The sequence below is a fragment of the Nitrincola salilacus genome (assembly GCF_046271865.1).
Lineage (GTDB): Bacteria > Pseudomonadota > Gammaproteobacteria > Pseudomonadales > Balneatricaceae > Nitrincola > Nitrincola salilacus.
Genome location: NZ_CP176580.1, coordinates 1,777,012 through 1,793,409 on the forward strand (window position 1 = coordinate 1,777,012; position 16,398 = coordinate 1,793,409).

A 16,398-nucleotide genomic window follows, 5' to 3' on the forward strand; every position below is an offset into this window, starting at 1 on the left:
CGCACCGGCAGCACGCCGGAAGGGTTGTTAAAAAGGTATGTGTAGCAAAGGGTGGAAAGAATAAACGCGCGGCAGTTGTGAAAGCAAATCGAAAGCCTGATTTGTTGCGTGCTCAGGCAGATGACAATGAGTAGCTTTACAACTAGCTATATCAATTCATAGCAGCAGTTTTTATCATAGCGCGAACGTGGGGCGCCGGTTAAGGCAATAAGTCTCAGTTGTATCGTATCGGTCGTATTGTAAAGGGAGAGTGCGGTGGTAGATTTTTTAATGCAGTACGGTTTGTTTCTGGCCAAAACACTGACGCTGGTACTGGCGATTGTGATGGTGATTGCTGTAGTCGGCGCAATTGCACACAGACGCCGGCAGCATCAACAGGAAGGCCATGTAGAAGTACGCAGTCTCAATGATCGCTATCAGGACATGCGCAATGAGCTTGAGCATGCCGTACTGGATGAGGAAACACTCAAACAGCAGATAAAGGCTGAGCGCAAAAAAGAGAAGGCAGAAGCGAAGGTTCGGAAAAAAGCTGCCAAAGAGGGCAAACTGGATGAACTTCCTGAGCGTAAACGTATCTATGTGCTCAGCTTTGACGGTGATATGCAGGCATCCGAAGTGGAGCTGCTGCGTGAAGAGGTCACCGCTGTGCTCAGTTTTGCGCGACCTGAAGATGAGGTAGTGCTGAAACTGGAGAGCCCCGGTGGTGTTGTGCATGACTATGGTTTTGCCGCATCTCAGTTGGAACGCATCCGGCGGAAGCAGATTCCATTGACCATCTGTGTCGATCGTGTTGCTGCCAGTGGTGGCTATATGATGGCGTGCATTGCCAATAAACTGATAGCCGCGCCTTTTGCAGTGCTGGGGTCTATCGGTGTGGTTGCGCAGTTGCCTAATTTTCACCGTCTGCTGAAAAAGAACGATATCGATGTTGAGGTGCTGACAGCGGGTGAATACAAACGCACTCTGACGGTGTTTGGTGAAAACACTGAAAAGGGGCGTGAGAAATTTCTGGAAGATCTTGAAGATATTCATTGCCTGTTCAAGGAGTTCGTCTCCGACTATCGCCCGCAGCTCGATCTCGGGCTGGTTGCTACTGGCGAGATCTGGTTCGGCAAGCGTGCATTGCAACACCAACTCGTTGATGAGCTGATGACCAGTGATGAATACCTGTTCAAGTGTTCTGAGAACGCTGATCTGTTCGAGGTTCGTTACGAGCAGCGGCGCGGTTTGCAGGAGCGGCTGAGTGAGCTGGCGGTAGAATCGTCAGACAAAGTGCTGCTGCGCTGGTGGCAACGCGCTTCTCAAACCCGTTTTTTCATGCGCTGAAGGCGTAATCTGTTGTCGTGAGTGAGTCAAGGGCTGACTTCAACCTATTGATCGGTATATGATTGAACCAAGAGTTTCAAACGCTGACATCACTGGGAGATGTGCATGAAGCGCCGTATAGACACAGCGACAAGGATTATTCTGGCGGCTGAAGCCCTGTTTGCCGAGCAGGGCTTCACAGAAACCACCATGAGGCAGATTACAGCTGAGGCTGATGTCAATCTGGCAGCAGTGAACTACCACTTTCGCTCGAAGCAGGGGCTCGTCAATGCTGTGACGGAGCGCCTGATGGAGCCACTGTGTGATGAGATAGAAGTTGCACTGGCTGATCGGTTAGCGAGTAGCAGTAATATTCAGCTGGAGGAACTGCTGGAGATGCTGATGCGCGCCCTGTTGCATGTCAATCAGCAGAACACCTTCTCCCTGTCGGTATTCATGCGCCTGCTTGAGCTGGCCTACATGAAAAATCAGGAAGAGCTCCGAGATTTCTTCGTATCGCGCTATGCCCCTCGCCTGGAAAGTTACCTGCGCTGCCTGCAGGCGGATGCTGCTCCGATGGAGGAGAATGAGTTTTTCTGGCGCCTGCACTTCATGCTGGGTGCCGTCGTGTTTACGCTGTCCAACTACCATACACTGTTGATTCTTGAAAAACGCAGTTTCAAGGACAGTGCCGAGATAGAACAGATCCTGCACCGCATGATTCCTGTCCTGACTGCAGGCTTGCAGGCCAGAGCAGAGAATAACTACTTCTGCAGGCTTTGATGAACGATCTCCTGATCCGCATATCCATCCCTACTCAGACCCTGCAACTGCTGGATCAGGGCCGTGTTCTGGCCGAATATCCTGTATCAACTGCTTTGAATGGCGTCGGTGAGCAGAAAAACAGTGGCTGTACACCGCGAGGTTTGCATATTATCCGAGCCAGAATCGGTGCCGATCTGCCCTTGAATGCGGTGCTGGTAGGGCGACGTTTCACCGGCGAAATCTACTCAGCGGCTCTGGCTGAGCAGATGCCGGAACGGGACTGGATTTTGAGTCGCATCCTCTGGCTCAGTGGTTGTGAACCTGGGCGTAACCGCCTGGGGCAGGTAGACAGTATGCAACGCTATATCTATATCCATGGCACGCCGGATACGGAGCCGATGGGTATACCCAGATCACATGGCTGCGTGCGTATGCGTAATCGGGATGTGGTGGATCTTTTTGATCGTGTCCCGGTCGGTTGTGCTGTTGATATTTCGAATTTTTGATGAGTAATTCTGTATGACAACTGGTGTTCTGATGCTGGATCTGGAAGGGCTTAGCCTGACAGACAGCGAACGAGAAATACTCCGCGATCCCGATGTCGGTGGTCTGATTCTGTTCAGTCGCAACTTTTCCGATCCGGCGCAACTGACCTCACTGATGCATTCAATTCGTGCCGTGCGTCCCGATCTGATGGTGGCAGTTGATCAGGAAGGGGGGCGCGTACAGCGTTTCCGTGAAGGTTTTACTCGCCTGCCAGCCATGGCAACACTGGGGCAGCGTTATCAGCAGGATCCTGAGCAGGCTCTGTTCCAGGCACGTGAGCTGGGCTGGCTGATGGCGGCGGAGCTCAGAGCCTTTGATATCGACATCAGCTTTGCACCGGTATTGGATCTTGACTGGCAGCGCAGCTCGGTCATCGGTGATCGCGCCTTTGCGGCCGATGCGGCAGATGTGTCAGTGCTGGCAGGCGCTTTTATGGCGGGCATGCACGAGGCGGGTATGGCTGCCACTGGCAAGCACTTCCCCGGTCACGGCTGGGTGGAGGCTGATTCTCATCTGGAACTGCCTATCGATCAGCGCTTGGAAAGTGCGATTTGTGATGTCGACATGCAACCCTTCAGTGATCTGATCACACAAGGGCTGGATGCGATCATGCCGGCCCATGTGGTCTACACTCAGGTATGTCACTCGCCTGCAGGCTTCTCGGACTACTGGCTGCGGACTATCCTGCGTGAGCGTCTGGGATTTGACGGGGTTATTTTCAGTGATGACCTGACCATGGAAGGAGCTAGTGTCGCCGGCAGCTATGCCCAGCGCTGCGATCAGGCGATGGCCGCTGGTTGTGATATGGTGCTGGTATGTAATCAACCGGCCGCCGCCCGTGAAGTGCTGGCGCATATCAAGGCCAGCGGGATTAAATCTGCAGGGCGTCTGCCGCGTATGCTCGGCAAGCCGTTCAAGGTAGATGAAGCACGTCTGGCTGCGGCGCGTAATATCGCCGGGGAGCTTTTGTCCATGCAGGCCTGAGGCCTGCCAACATCCCCCAACTGAGGATGGCGCCGAATGCAGCAACGCGTGCGTGATGCAGACAGGACAGGAAAAGGATGGCTGAAGCGAGTGGCTGCTACAGAGCGGCGCTGGATTCAGCTGGCTGTCGTGTCGGCATTGATCTCAGGCGGATTGCTGATCTATCAGGCGCACCTGCTGGCCTCAGTGATCTATCTCGGACTGTTCGAACACCGTTCTCTGGAACAGCTGTCAGATCTATTTCTTTACTACCTTGCTGCACTTGCCGGGCGCGTTGTACTTAGCGTTCTGCGTGAGTGGAGTGCACAACGTGCGTCTATTGGCGTCAGACGACAACTACGGCATCAACTGCTACAGAAGCTTGCCCGATTGGGCCCGGCCTATACGCAGGGCGAGCGCAGTGGTGAGCTGAGCAGTGCGCTGCTGGAACGGATCGAAGCGCTGGATGGTTTTATCGCACGCTACCTGCCACAGGTGGCGCTGGCTGCCATGTTGCCGCTGGTGATACTGTCATTCGTACTGACGCTTAACTGGGCCGCAGCACTGATTTTTCTGGTTACAGCACCTTTGATTCCCTTGGCGATGATGCTGGTGGGGCGTCGGGCTGCAGAGGCAAATCGACAGAACTTTCGTACACTGGCCAACCTCAGTGCCTACTTTCTGGACGTGGTGCAGGGGTTGGGAACGCTTAAGCTTTTTAATCGCAGCAAATTCCAACACAAGATTCTGGCGGATAATGCCGAGGCATTTCGTAGCAAGACCATGCAGGTGTTGCGACTGGCTTTCTTATCATCGGCCGTACTTGAACTGTTTGCCGTGGTATCCATGGCGCTGGTGGCAGTTTATCTGGCCTATCACTTCACCGGTCTTGTCAGTTTTGGTACATGGAGTGGTGTAGGGATTGGTACTGAACTGACGCTTTACCATGCGCTGGTGATTCTGATTCTGGCACCGGAGTTCTACCTCCCACTGAAAGAACTGGGCACACACTACCACGCCCGGCAGGAAGCAGTGGCAGCAGCCGAACGCTTGCAGGAGATCCTGGAGCAGGAGGAGAAAACCACACAGTCTGGCAAGCGTGAACTCCCCCCCGGCCCGATCAGTCTGGAGCTGGATCAGATCAGCTTCTCCTGGCACCCGGGGCAACAGGAGGTGCTGCAAAACATCAACCTGAGCATCGAAGCCGGGCAGATGCTGGCGCTGGTTGGCCCCAGCGGTGTTGGCAAATCCACATTGATGGGGCTACTGCTCGGGTTTTTACGGCCATCAGCCGGTGAAGTGCGCATTAACGGCATCCCGCTGAGTGAACTGGAGCGAGACAGCTGGTTGCAAAAAGTCGCCTGGGTCAGTCAACAGACCACTCTGTTTCCCGGTACCTTGAGAGAAAATCTACTGCTGGCAGCACCGGATGCATCAGATGAACAGTTGCTCGATGCCTGCAGGCAGTCTTCGGCACTTGAGTTTGTCGAACGTCTGCCGCAGGGATTGGACAGTGATCTGGGGGAGATGGGCAGCCGCCTGTCGGCCGGTCAGATTCAGCGTTTGGCGCTGGCGCGTGCCTTTCTGAAGGATGCGCCCGTGTTACTGCTGGATGAGCCGACCGCCAGCCTGGATAAAGACAGTGAAGATCAGGTGCTGAAGGCACTGGCAGAGCTGTGCAAGGGGCGCACGGTGCTGCTGATCACCCATCGCCTGGGCAGCATGCGCCAGGCCGATCAGGTTTGCCGGATGAATGCAGGCGAGGTGCGCATGCTGGATGAGGATGAGCGCAAGCTCCTGCTCGCGGGAGGTGCATCATGAGAGAACTCTGGCCTTTTTTGCGTCTGATGCGAAGCCATCTGATATGGGTGTTGCTGGGTGTTTTACTGGCACTGATTACCGCGCTTTCGGGTATCGGCCTGATGGCCCTGATCGGTTGGTTTGTTTCGGCAACCGCGCTCGGCGGCGGCTTTGTGGTGCTGCGCAGCCTTTCCGGTTTGAGTAGTATCGAAGCGATCCGCACCCTTGCCGGTGTCCGGATCATAGGGCGCTATCTTGAGCGGGTCACCAGCCATGAAGCCACTTTTCGGATTCTGGCCAGAATCCGCAGTTGGTTCTATGAGCGACTGGAGCCACTGAATCCGGCACGCCTGCAGCAATATCGCTCAGCCGACCTGCTGAATCGGCTGATTGCTGATGTCAGTGCCATGGATAATCTCTATTTACGTGTACTGTCACCCTCCTTGATTGCGATAGTCGTATCGCTGCTGGTTTTTTCACTGCTGCTCTACCTCGCTCCGGTGATCGCGCCACTGGTATTACTGATGCTGCTGGGTGCGGGGTTCTTCGTGCCACTGTTCGGTTATCGCCTAGGCGTGTTGGTTGGCCCTGAACTGGTCAGCTCTACGGCTGCCTTGCGTGATCGCAGCCTTGCCTACATCTCCGGTATGGCGGAGCTCACCATCTATAATGGCGTGCTTGATCAAAAACTCAGAATCGAACAGGAAGAGGCACGGCTGCTCAGCGCACAGATACGCATGAGCCTCATATCGGGCCTGACCAATGGGCTGATGCTGATGCTCGCGGGCTTTGCTATTGCCGGTTCGCTGGCTGTGGGGCTCAACCTGGTTCAGCAGGGGTTGATGGGGTCGATGAATCTGGCGCTGGTGCTCTTCTGCGTGCTGGCCTCATTTGAAGTGGTAGCTCCGCTACCGCTGGCCTACCAGTATTTGGGCAAAACACGTGCAGCCGCGCTGAGGTTGCAGGAGATTGCCGATCAGGAGTCGGATATTGATTTTCCGCTGCCGAGCGAGGTGGTGATCGCCAGTGATCCCGGGAGGGTGGTGTTTGATAAAGTCAGCTTTGCCTACGATGAGCGGCCCGTATTGAATAAGATCTCATTAGAGATAGCGCCAGGAGAGAAAGTCGCGCTGCTGGGCCATACCGGCAGTGGCAAAAGCTCGCTGATCAATCTGCTGGCGCGCTTCTGGGAGCCGCAGAGTGGGCAGTTGCTGCTGTCCGGGCAACCGATTAAGTCCTTCTCGGAAGAGGCGCTGCGAGCACAGATCAGCGTGTTGGCACAGCCAGTCCATCTTTTTGCAGGCAGTGTACGCAGTAATCTGCTGCTGGCCGATGCCGAGCTGAAGGATGAAACGATGTTCGACCTGATGGATAAGCTGGGCATGAGCGATGCACTGGGTTCAGACGGCCTGGCGCGTGAAGTGGGCGAGGGCGGCAGCCGACTCTCCGGCGGACAACGCAAACGACTGGGCATAGCACGAGCCCTGCTGAAACCAGCACACCTGCTGGTGCTGGATGAACCCTGCGAAGGGTTGGACACCGCGACCAGCGAGCGGGTGCTGGATCTGATACTGGCCTATAAGCCTGAGCAGAGCCTGCTATTGATCACCCACCACCTGCATGCTCTTGAGCGGTTTGACAGAGTGATCGTGCTGGATCAGGGATGTGTGCTGGAGCAGGGCACACCACAGGCACTGCTGGCAGATCCTGCCAGCCGCCTGTATGCACTGCGCAGCCTCGATAATGGCTGACCTTGCACCAGGCAGCACCATCGACATTGCGCACACAAAGATTATGGGTTAAGTTTCAAGAACAATCTGGAAGTACCGACTTGCTGTGATGGAGCACCGGCGGGGCGGTAGCGTGTCTGGCGGTCGGTAAAACTCTTTCTTGTTACCTGCTGCGAGTACTGCTGTTTGTAGGGCTTTGCGAATCACACTAGCTTAGTCAGGGCTGATAATGGACTTGTGACTCCTTGAGCACCTTGTTTTAGAACGTGTGTATAGATTTCTGTTGTTTTGACATCTGCATGACCGAGTTGTTGCTGCACCGTTCGGATATCAGCGCCTGATTGCAGTAAGTGTGTCGCGAAAGAGTGGCGTAATGTGTGGCAGGAAACTTGCTTGCGAATGCCTGCTTTTCGTGCCGCCATTTTAATCAATTTATTCAAATTGCTTTCATCGAAATGATGGCGACGCAGTCGTTGACGTGAGGGGTCGGTACTTAGTCGAGAAGCAGGGAAAAGATAATGCCACCCCAGATTAAATGGAGCATTCGGGTACTTACGCGCAAGTGCGTCTGGCATCCACACCCCAGTATAGTGTTTGTAAGCTAAGTCTTTGTTGAGCGTAACCTCAACTTGCTGGATTTGTACTTTTAAAGGTTCAATCAGTTCATTAGCAAGTGTTACCAACCGGTGCTTTCCGCCTTTGCCGTTGATGACACGAATTTGTTGGTAATCAAAGTCTATATCTTGAACACGTAGGCGAACAAGCTCGATCCGCCTTAAACCTGAACCATATAAAATAGCAGCCATCAAATAGTGAGTATCCTTAAGCTGACTCAATAAATCAGACACTTCAATCAGGGTTAGTACAACAGGTAGTTTGCGCTGTTTATTTGATTTGTTGAACCCACTTAGATCACCAACAGACTGATTCAAATACTTGGTTTTTAAATAGACGATGGCATTCAGAGCCAAGGCCTGAGTTCCTGATGCAACGTTTCGTTCTGTAGCAAGAAATGTAAGAAAACGTTTGATATCATCATCATTGAGATGGGATGGGTGTTTTTTTCCGTTGAATAAAATAAAAAACTTGATCCAATACAGATAGGTATCAATCGTACGGCGACTGTAGCGCTGAACCAGCATGTAATCGCTAACAGATTTGAGAAAGGGTGATTTATTCATAAAAAATCCTCATCCATGAGAAAAGTACATTAATCGTTTTACCTTATTCTGAAAAAATAGTCGAGTATTTTACCTGATTGTCATCTTGGAATGTCGTAGATTTTATGATATATCCAACTAAAACAGTAGGTTGAGTCTTAGGGGCAGATTGATGCATGACAAAAAAAGGTATACCCTCTAATATATATTATGAGGTCGTAGACCTCATTAACGAACTGTTATGCAAAAAATTGACACTTTGGAGTACTCAGAAGAATGAAGGGATATTTGGTTTTAGATCTATCAATAAAAGATCTCAGTGGGTTCATGGAATATGCCGAAAAAATTCCAGAATTCATAGAAAAGCATGGTGGTAGGTATATCGTTCAAGGCGTTGTTCCAGAGAAAATGGAAGGAGCGTGGGCTCCGGAAAGGCTCGTAGTTCTAGAGTTTCCCTCTCAGGAAAAGGCCCGAGAGTTTCTTTCTGATCCAGATGCCCAATCTCTGTTTGCAGTCCGCCATAAAACAACCGATAGTAATCTGATACTAGCTGAAGGTTGCGTTGAGGCGTAAATGCATAACCAAGCGCAGCACTACGCAGCCTTCGGCTGCCGGACACTCGCAAGCTCGCGCCGGTGTGCGCGGCGTTAGCACCAAAAAGTTCAGATATGGCAAAGGTTAAGAAAAAGCTCACTCCGGCTCAAAAGAGAGAAAAGAGAGCCGCGAAGGCAGAGCGGCAAAGGAAGTACCAGTGGGTGTTTATGAACGGCAAGCAAGTCAGAATAAAGCGGCCACCAACCGTGGATGGTATGCCGGTAGACCAGTTCATTGAGGAGAATGCTGATCCGATATGGCTCCATCAAAACGAGCTGTGGGAGTTGATGCCGGTTGAAGACGCTCTTTCTGGTCCTGAGCCGTCTACCGAATCAGGTGCAACAGAAGACGAGGACGGAATACCATTTTGACTATAGCCACAGGTATTCAGTTGAGCAGTGCTAACCAGGCCATCCACCGGATGCCAAAACCTCCGCTTTGCTCCGGTTTTGCCACCAGTGATGGCGGGCGTTATACGCACTCGGAGGCAGCACTTTGAGAAGAGATCTTAATCTAATTCGAGAAATTCTACTTGTTGCCGAAGCGGCAAAACCAGGACAGCGTGTTTCGCTGAAAGATTTCAATGATTCACATCCAGATAGACTTGAGGAGGTTTCGGAACACGTTCAACTGCTCAATCGGGTAGGTTTTCTGGATGTTACTATATCTAAGGCGCTCGGAACTCACGGACCGCGAGCATTTTTCATTAACAGAATAGAGTGGGCTGGCCACGATTACTTGGATGCAGTCCGTGATCCTGATATATGGTCCAAGACAGAACAACAACTTAAGAAAGTTGGCGGTAGCGCAGCACTAGAAGTAGTTAAGGCTGTTGCAGTAAAAATTATATCTCAAACCTTGGGTTTATAGGCTGAATCAATTTGCGTATAACAAGTCCAGGCACGGCGACGTCTACTACATTGCGGCTTCGCCTCCATTCCATAACCGCGCGTGCTGAGCGGCGTTAAAAGGCAAAACATGATTTCACAGCAAGTCACAGCCATTGCCCTGAGGCTTATTTCAATCTGGCTACTGATTCAGCTTGTATTGAATTTGCCAAGCCTCGTCATGCTGATCTCAAGCGTCGAGCAATATCAGCAACAGGACATTCCGCAGGGTGCATACGCTGGAATCATAGGTTCATTTCTCCTCATTGGCGTGGTGGTTGTTTTTCTGATCAATAAAGCTGCAACGTCTGTTCTTGCGCAGGCCAAGACGGACTCGGAAGAATCCTTGGGTCATGATTCTCAAAGGGTGTTGTTTCAACTCGCAGGTTTGTACTTTGTTGTTGATGCCATCGTGTACCTGCCGCGCTCGCTGGGGTTCATACCAAGCGCAACAGAAATAACCGTGTCCAGTATGCTTTGGCCAGTGGGATTGACCTTTCAGCTAGCTATTGGGTTGTGGCTGGTCAGCAATTCATCATTTTGGCTCAACCTTTTCCGGAAACTGCGAGGTCGTGCCTAATGCCATTTAACCATGCCAGTCACGGCGACGGTTACTGCATGCGGCTGCCTCCATTCCGTAACCGCGCGTGCTGAGCGGCGTTAGGTTTACAGGAGTTTGCCAATGAACTGGGAAACCGTAGCAACAAGCATGCTTACTTCTGGCGGAATTCTATTTGCCGCTTACAAAGTATGGTTTCAGCGCCGCCTAGAAGACCACAAGCTTTCGCTACAAAACAATGGCAAACTTTTTGAAATAGAGATAAAGGCCCTAGAGGAATTCGGAAAGATAATTCAAGAATCCCTAAATACAGACTTAGGTATCCCAGCAAAATTACCTGAGACCGAAGTATTTATAATGAAATCCTACGAGAACCATGCGAATTTAAAAAACTTTATTACGCAAAACTCTCACACGCTAAGCAAAGACCTAACAAACAGAATATCCTCTTTATTGATAACCCTTAGCGAGTTACAAGAAAGCTCAAAGCTTTTTGTCTCCTCCAATAGCTCCTACTGCGGAGGAAGGTATAACTGCTATAACAAACTCCCAGAGCTATTGCTTGCCCAATCCAGTAAAGCCCGAACAAAAACCATTGAGGCTTATGAAGCTTTTAAAGCAGAAATTTATAGCCGTGCTGGCAGGTAAACCTAACAACTGGTTCAAACCGTTCGCTTCGCTCACTGGGACGGGCTAAAGCCCGCCCCTTAACCAAACGTTATGTGCCTCATCAAGGAATCTCCAAAATGGAAGCTGAAGATTTCCCCAAAGAAACATTCATTAAAATAACCCTCGGCCACCTGCTGCTTGCCTGGGAGGTCTTGTCTGATAAATTCTCGGACTTGCAGTCACACGATAGTCTTTCAGAAGAAGAAAGAAGAGCCATTTGGGGTTTAGCGGACTTGCTTGAAAATTCACTAGCTGAAAATGGCGTCAATGGAAAGCCCCAAGCAGAATGGGCGGCGCTTATCAGCAAAGCGAAAGAGTATATGAACACGGTTCCTGTTGATTTCCTTGAATAGCCTCGTGCCGTGAGGAACATAACAATTGGTTCAAACCGTTCGCTGCGCTCACTGGGACGGGCTAAAGCCCGCCCCTTAACCAAACGTGTGTGCCAGGCATGGCACTTAACTAGCGAGGTGGAAGTCCTCGTACCAGGTATTCGCAGAGCCGAAGGTTAGCCAAAGGGCAAGGTTGTGATCGTGAGGTCATGGCTGGAGGAAGCCCAAGGCGAAATCGCGGGGCGATGAACAAGAACCGGATATGAGGTGTGATCTAGGCGGGGCCAGCGGGCACGTGACTGTTAAGCCCTCCATCTGCAACGGGCCTAGGTTTTATAAATTCGGCGTCTACGCGAGGAAAGTTAAGTGCCTTACCCTGGGAGATCTGCACTGTGTTGATGGACCAACTGACGCCAAAGCAATTAGGCGTGATCGCAATGCAGAAGTCAGCAGAGGGCATAGTAAATGAGACTCTTGCTCATTGAAGGCCCGAACATTTCTGGTATGGACTGATTGAATGAGAACGGATAATGCACCTGACCCACTCGATAAACGAGCATCACACTCTGTGATGGGTGAAATCCGTGCTGCTGAAAATCCTGTTCAATTACCAATCATTGAAAGCTCATTGATGGAGCAAGTACTTGATAGGAACAATCTGGTACGAGCTTTACAACAAGTGAAACGCAACAAGGGTGCGGCGGGCATTGATGGTATGACGACGGATCAACTGTCGACCTACCTCCATACCCACTGGCCTGAACTCAGGGAGCGCCTGACCAGTGGTAAATACTCGCCACAAGCGGTTAGGCGGGTTGAAATTCCTAAGGCTGACGGGAAGCTTCGCAAGTTGGGTATACCGTAACCGTTCATTCTAAGGCGTCATTGACATTGTGACGACTGTAACCGGCAATGCCTCATATCAACGGACGATTGAGCATTTAGGATTTTTTCCTATATACACCCAGATAGTCAGGCGATAAGGTTATATCAGACAGAGGGGCCAGGGACGGCCGAACTCTCAAGACGAGAGCCTCTGTCCCTTTTCAGGACGAGACGAGCGCTGCAGGGATGCAGCGGAACCGTCAATCCGTGATGCGCTCTACCGCTCGGTACAGGTCCGACCGCAGTGGCTGCTCCGCGAACCGCTGCTTCCACACACGTGGTGTCAACTCCAGTACACGGCTGGCCGGATGCTCATTTACCCGCAGCAGTACGTCAGTCAAATAGGTATAGGGGTCGATTCCGTGCAGTTTACAGGTGCTGATCAGGCTCTGGATAATACCCACATGTTCGGCACCCAGCTCCGTCCAACAGAACAACCAGGCTTTACGCCCCATTGGGATCGGACGCAGGGTTCGCTCCAGATGATTGGTATCCAGCGGCACCTCCGGATCCTCCAGGAATACCCGTAGCTCTGTCTTCCGTTTCAGCACGTAATGAACCGCTTGCAGCAACGGATTCTTCGGCGTCAGATCGTTGCGTTGTAACTGGCGCTCACACCACTCGAAGAAGGTGTCCACCACGGGTTTGCTGCACGCCAGTCGATACAGATGTTTCTTCTCACTGCTCAGGCCTTGTGACCGGATCTGCTCCCGCTCTGTTAGCCTAGTTGTCCAGTTGGCGATTTCGCCAAATCTTAACACCAGAGCGGGTGGAATGTGAGCTTGTATGCCCCGTTATTCCGATGAACGTAAGGCGGCTGTACTGAAAAAGCTACTGCCACCGGTCAGTCGCTCTGTCACATCTGTTTCCTCCGAGGAAGGCATTTCAGATGTGACCCTGTATAGTTGGTTAAAACAGTGCCGACAAAAAGGAGTGCCTGTGCCAGGCGACCGTAATATAGCTGATGATTGGCCCCCAGAGTCCAAGCTGGCCGTCGTGATCGAAACGGCGAGTCTTTCTGAAGCTGAACTGAGCCACTATTGCCGCGAAAAGGGCTTATATGTAGAGCAGGTTCAACGCTGGAAAGCCGCCTGCCTTCAGGGCGCATCACAGCAAAAAGGCCAGGATCAGGTACTTCAGAAACAGCAGCGCCAGGATAAAAAAACCATTAAGCGATTACAGGCTGAAGTGCGCCGTAAAGATCGTGTACTCGCTGAGACCACGTCACTGCTGGTACTCTCAAAAAAGCTCGAAGCCTTGTATGGGACAGATCCGGACAACGAGGACAGCTAACCCCGCTGCACGATCGTACAAGGTTATTGGCATGCTTTGATGAAGCCGTTACCACAGGGGCTTCTCGCTATCAGGCTGCTGCAGTGGTCGGGATCAGTCAACGGACATTGAAACGTTGGCGCTCAGCAGATGGCTCTATCAATAAAGATCAACGCCCAGAGGTTAAACCCATCGTCCAGCCACACCAGCTCACAGAGGATGAGGAGCATCAGATCATGACGACCTGCAATCTGCCGGAATACCAGAGCCTGCCGCCGTCTCAGGTCGTTCCCTTACTGGCAGACAAGGGTCTTTATCTGGCCTCGGAATCTACCTTTTATCGTGTGCTGAAAAAGCATGAACAGCTCAATCATCGTGGTCGCGCACAGGCCGCCAAAAAGGTCGCGCTGCCCACCAGTTATACCGCCTCACGTCCTAACGAAGTATGGAGTTGGGACATTAGCTACTGCGCCTCAACCGTGAAGGGGCAGCACTGGTATCTGTATTTAATCCTGGACATTTACAGCCGCAAAATCGTGGCATGGGAAGTCCATGAAGCCGAGTCTGGTGAGCTGGCAAAACACCTGATAGAGCGGGCACTGATCCGTGAGGGATGTTGGCATACCCCACCGGTGTTGCACTCGGATAATGGCGCCCCGATGACATCTTATACACTGCGGACACGACTGGCTGAGTTGGGGATGCTGATGTCACATAGCCGCCCGCGCGTCAGCAATGATAATCCTTACTCTGAGTCGCTCTTCAGAACGGTTAAATACTGCCCGCAATGGCCCGCAAACGGCTTTGCATCCCTTCAGGCTGTTCGTGACTGGATGCTAGCCTTTGAGCACGCCTACAATGGCCGCCATCTGCACAGTGGCATCAACTTCGTGACGCCTAACAGCCGACATCAAGGCGACGACTCAGCACAGCTGCTCAAACGCAAAGCCGTGTATGAAGAAGCGAAACGGAAAAACCCTGCCCGTTGGTCAGGTGAGACCAGAAACTGCTCACCCAAGGGGGCTGTGTCACTGAATCCGGCAAAGCTAGAGGAGATGGTGATCAACAAATTAGCTGCCTAAGCGCAGCTTTATGGACAACTGGGTTGAAAACTACCGTGCTCCTCGATTCGGTACAGTTCAGCGATATGATCCAGCGCCTGGCGTACCGCCGCTGGCTCGTCCTGCTCCGCCTCAAGGAACTGACGACGGCTGTGTACCCAGCACTGAGCATGGGTGATCCCAGCATTCTGTTCAGCATAGCAGGCATAAGCCGCATAGCCGTCGCTGATCAGTGTGCCGGTGAACTGTTTCTTCAGGACGGCCTCGATATGCTGTCGTCCCCGACTGGCGGAGAAGGTGAACACCACTTCGTCCTGATCACCATACAATGGCCAGAACCAGCTCTGCTTCAATTTGCCTTTCGCGGCCTTGCCCGCTTTGATCGGGGTTTCATCCATCGCCAACACCTGGCTGCGCAGCACATTGATCAGTTGGGCATCCACGATTGGCCGCAGAAGTTCGATGGCGCGTTTGACCAACGTGGTCAGGGTCGCCCGGCTCAGCGTGATACCAGCCTGAGTGATACGTTGGTGCTGACGGTGCAACGGCAGGTGATACAGGAACTTGTCGACCAGCAGACCTGACAGCAGACTGACATCTGCCAGGCTACGATCCAGCACATTGCTCGGAGCCGGGCTGGGCAGTGGCTGATCAGCGCCCTTGCGTTTGACCACCGGACGGTTGTACTGCAGCACCACATAGCTCGCCGGACGCTGGGCCAGTCGGAAGGTGCTTTTGGTGCCGATGATCTCGAACTGCTCCGCGTCAGCACTCTCCAGTTCTGGTGCGGGTAGTTCGATCACTTCAACCGGCACCTCGCTATTAAAGCGCAGGCCAGTGTCGTTGACGCAGTCGTCGGGACGTTGTTTGAGTGCTGTGCCACGCTGGTAGGTGATCGTGACCTGTTCGCCTTCTGGCTCCGTCAGCGGAGGCACTTCGCCCAGCAGGCTGGGCTGATGAGGATTGTCGACCGGACGCTTCTCCGATGTCTCGCCGAACAGCTGCTTCTCGAACCAGGCAACCCGACGTTTCAAAGCCGCGTTTTCATCACGCAGTACACCGTTCTCGGCGTTCAGGCGTGCCAGCTCTGCGACCGTCAGGTCGTCATCGGAGCAAGTTGTTTGAAGGGGTGTCGACATCATTTTCATGGCGGTGGATTATACCAGAACCGGTCTTACATCGGGTGTTGATAGCGTTTGTATTGACGGGTTTTTTGCACTTCAACGCCATCCAGAATCAGTTGCAGGTCGGTCCAGCTCAAGGCACGTTGTCCGCTCGATGAGGGGCTCACGCGGAACTGCCCCTGTTCCAGCCGCTTGCTCCATAGGCAATAGCCGGACGGTTCAAAATAGAGCACCTTCATATGGGTCTTACGCCGATTAACGAAGACGAAATACTGACCACTGAGCGGGTTGAGATCAAGCTGGTTCTTCACCAGTGCGCTCAGCCCCTGAAACGATTTGCGCATATCGGTCGGTTGGGTGCAGAGCCAGATCCGAGCCAGATTGCCGGGCGCGAACATCAGGGGCGACTCAGGCGTAGTTCGATGCCCTCGCCCAGGCTGAGTACGATCGACCAGCCACTCCCTGGGCTACTGGCTGACAAGGTACCGAGGTCAATGAAGGTCGCGTCTTCTGGTCTCTGGTATTGAGGGGCTGGAAGCCGCTCAGCTGCCAGCCGTTTGCGCCAGTTGCAGAAGCTGGCATAGCCTACGGCCATCTCTTCACAAAAGCGGGAGGCAGACAGGCCACTATCATGCCACTGATCGATAATGACTTGCCACTGTTGTGGGGTACGGCGGGTGTACTGCTTCATGTGATGGTCTCCTGAAAGATGAAGAGACCAGCTTAGCGCGCGACATATGGGATGG

Annotated in this window: 17 protein-coding genes and 2 pseudogenes; 14 read left to right on the forward strand and 5 right to left on the reverse strand. The window is 52.5% G+C overall.

All coding sequences use genetic code 11. From position 1 onward, the window contains the following. Positions 1-255 precede the first annotated feature (255 nt). The 6 genes from sohB to cydC all read left to right on the forward strand — a co-directional run bounded on the left by sohB (position 256) and on the right by cydC (position 7,130). Positions 256-1,326: a protease SohB gene (gene sohB, locus ACK3CJ_RS08310; RefSeq protein ID WP_409525968.1), complete on the forward strand. Its 1,071-nt coding sequence runs from the start codon at positions 256-258 to the stop codon at positions 1,324-1,326. A gap of 105 nt (positions 1,327-1,431) precedes the next feature. Further along, on the forward strand, positions 1,432-2,088 hold the full coding sequence (locus tag ACK3CJ_RS08315) for a TetR/AcrR family transcriptional regulator (protein WP_409525969.1): 657 nt from the start codon (positions 1,432-1,434) through the stop codon (positions 2,086-2,088). Beyond that, on the forward strand, positions 2,088-2,576 hold the full coding sequence (locus tag ACK3CJ_RS08320) for a L,D-transpeptidase family protein (protein ID WP_409525970.1): 489 nt from the start codon (positions 2,088-2,090) through the stop codon (positions 2,574-2,576). The genes ACK3CJ_RS08315 and ACK3CJ_RS08320 overlap by 1 nt, the downstream gene beginning before the upstream one ends. Positions 2,577-2,589: 13 nt before the next feature. After that, positions 2,590-3,600: a beta-N-acetylhexosaminidase gene (nagZ, locus tag ACK3CJ_RS08325; RefSeq protein WP_409525971.1), complete on the forward strand. Its 1,011-nt coding sequence runs from the start codon at positions 2,590-2,592 to the stop codon at positions 3,598-3,600. Positions 3,601-3,636: 36 nt separating this feature from the next. Then, entirely contained in the window at positions 3,637-5,400 is a 1,764-nt protein-coding gene (gene cydD, locus ACK3CJ_RS08330; RefSeq protein WP_409525972.1) for a thiol reductant ABC exporter subunit CydD, read from the forward strand. Further along, complete coding sequence (gene cydC / locus ACK3CJ_RS08335; protein WP_409525973.1) at positions 5,397-7,130, forward strand: thiol reductant ABC exporter subunit CydC; 1,734 nt, start codon at positions 5,397-5,399, stop codon at positions 7,128-7,130. The genes cydD and cydC overlap by 4 nt, the downstream gene beginning before the upstream one ends. 182 nt (positions 7,131-7,312) lie before the next feature. On the opposite strand, the gene ACK3CJ_RS08340 is transcribed toward cydC, so the two are convergent. Continuing rightward, complete coding sequence (locus ACK3CJ_RS08340) at positions 7,313-8,290, reverse strand: integron integrase (RefSeq protein WP_409525974.1); 978 nt, start codon at positions 8,288-8,290, stop codon at positions 7,313-7,315. A gap of 255 nt (positions 8,291-8,545) precedes the next feature. Between ACK3CJ_RS08340 and ACK3CJ_RS08345 the strand changes: the two genes are divergently transcribed. The 7 genes from ACK3CJ_RS08345 to ACK3CJ_RS08375 all read left to right on the forward strand — a co-directional run bounded on the left by ACK3CJ_RS08345 (position 8,546) and on the right by ACK3CJ_RS08375 (position 12,175). Beyond that, on the forward strand, positions 8,546-8,842 hold the full coding sequence (locus ACK3CJ_RS08345; RefSeq protein ID WP_409525975.1) for a DUF1330 domain-containing protein: 297 nt from the start codon (positions 8,546-8,548) through the stop codon (positions 8,840-8,842). Positions 8,843-8,937: 95 nt separating this feature from the next. Next, positions 8,938-9,234, forward strand: a complete 297-nt coding sequence (locus ACK3CJ_RS08350; protein WP_409525976.1) for a hypothetical protein — start codon at positions 8,938-8,940, stop codon at positions 9,232-9,234. Positions 9,235-9,358: 124 nt separating this feature from the next. Continuing rightward, complete coding sequence (locus tag ACK3CJ_RS08355) at positions 9,359-9,733, forward strand: DUF2513 domain-containing protein (protein ID WP_409525977.1); 375 nt, start codon at positions 9,359-9,361, stop codon at positions 9,731-9,733. Between the two features lie 108 nt (positions 9,734-9,841). After that, positions 9,842-10,330 (forward strand): hypothetical protein, encoded by a 489-nt coding sequence (locus ACK3CJ_RS08360; protein WP_409525978.1) that lies wholly within the window; start codon positions 9,842-9,844, stop codon positions 10,328-10,330. Positions 10,331-10,432: 102 nt separating this feature from the next. Beyond that, on the forward strand, positions 10,433-10,957 hold the full coding sequence (locus ACK3CJ_RS08365) for a hypothetical protein (RefSeq protein WP_409525979.1): 525 nt from the start codon (positions 10,433-10,435) through the stop codon (positions 10,955-10,957). Positions 10,958-11,055: 98 nt separating this feature from the next. Continuing rightward, complete coding sequence (locus ACK3CJ_RS08370) at positions 11,056-11,331, forward strand: hypothetical protein (RefSeq protein WP_409525980.1); 276 nt, start codon at positions 11,056-11,058, stop codon at positions 11,329-11,331. Between the two features lie 496 nt (positions 11,332-11,827). Next, a complete protein-coding gene (locus tag ACK3CJ_RS08375) occupies positions 11,828-12,175 on the forward strand; it encodes a hypothetical protein (RefSeq protein ID WP_409525981.1) in 348 nt (115 codons plus the stop codon). Positions 12,176-12,395: 220 nt separating this feature from the next. Here the strand turns inward: ACK3CJ_RS08375 and ACK3CJ_RS08380 are convergent. After that, positions 12,396-12,905, reverse strand: a pseudogene (locus ACK3CJ_RS08380) (IS66 family transposase); the annotation flags it as partial. A 76-nt stretch (positions 12,906-12,981) separates the two neighbouring features. On the opposite strand from ACK3CJ_RS08380, the gene ACK3CJ_RS08385 reads away from it, so the two are divergent. After that, positions 12,982-14,549, forward strand: a protein-coding gene (locus ACK3CJ_RS08385; RefSeq protein WP_409525982.1) for an IS3 family transposase whose coding sequence is annotated in 2 segments (ribosomal slippage) — positions 12,982-13,467 and positions 13,470-14,549 — 1,566 coding nt in all. Because the reading frame shifts where the segments join, the coding sequence is not laid out codon by codon here. A 38-nt stretch (positions 14,550-14,587) separates the two neighbouring features. Here the strand turns inward: ACK3CJ_RS08385 and tnpC are convergent. The 3 genes and pseudogenes from tnpC to tnpA form a co-directional block, all read right to left on the reverse strand. After that, positions 14,588-15,676: pseudogene (gene tnpC, locus ACK3CJ_RS08390) on the reverse strand (IS66 family transposase); the annotation flags it as partial. Between the two features lie 26 nt (positions 15,677-15,702). Further along, the gene (gene tnpB, locus ACK3CJ_RS08395) at positions 15,703-16,050 is read right to left on the reverse strand and encodes an IS66 family insertion sequence element accessory protein TnpB (protein ID WP_409523037.1); all 348 of its coding nucleotides are present in this window, start codon (positions 16,048-16,050) and stop codon (positions 15,703-15,705) included. Then, positions 16,050-16,343, reverse strand: a complete 294-nt coding sequence (tnpA, locus tag ACK3CJ_RS08400) for an IS66 family insertion sequence element accessory protein TnpA (protein ID WP_409523036.1) — start codon at positions 16,341-16,343, stop codon at positions 16,050-16,052. The genes tnpB and tnpA overlap by 1 nt, the downstream gene beginning before the upstream one ends. Positions 16,344-16,398: the final 55 nt, after the last annotated feature.